Origin of the sequence: Microbacterium sp. ER1 (assembly GCF_023383675.1) — a bacterium.
In the GTDB taxonomy this organism is placed as follows: domain Bacteria; phylum Actinomycetota; class Actinomycetes; order Actinomycetales; family Microbacteriaceae; genus Microbacterium.
The window spans coordinates 1-233 of sequence record NZ_QCXO01000099.1 but is presented as its reverse complement, the minus strand read 5'-3'; the positions used below and the strand labels follow the sequence as shown (position 1 = coordinate 233).

Annotated in this window: 1 protein-coding gene; it reads right to left on the bottom strand. The window is 66.5% G+C overall.

From position 1 onward, the window contains the following. Positions 1 to 233, bottom strand: a 233-nt coding sequence (locus tag BV453_RS01910) for a Mur ligase family protein (RefSeq protein ID WP_249520745.1), incomplete at both ends; no start/stop codon positions are given.

Here is a 233-nt window from a genome sequence, read left to right as displayed (position 1 = left end):
CCATGGCCCTCATCCATTTCCAGTACGGCGATATCGCCCGCGATGCGGCCGGTCAGGCTGACCCGCTCCAGCAGCGCCGAGGTGAGACCCTGGCTGATGTTCGCCGTCGACTGGTTGGTGAACACCGACAGACCGTGGGCGCGCAGGGCGGCAACGAGCATCTTGGTGGTCGTGGATTTGCCGGCCGACCCCGTCACGATGACGAGCCCACCGGGAAAGCCGTTCAGGGTGCG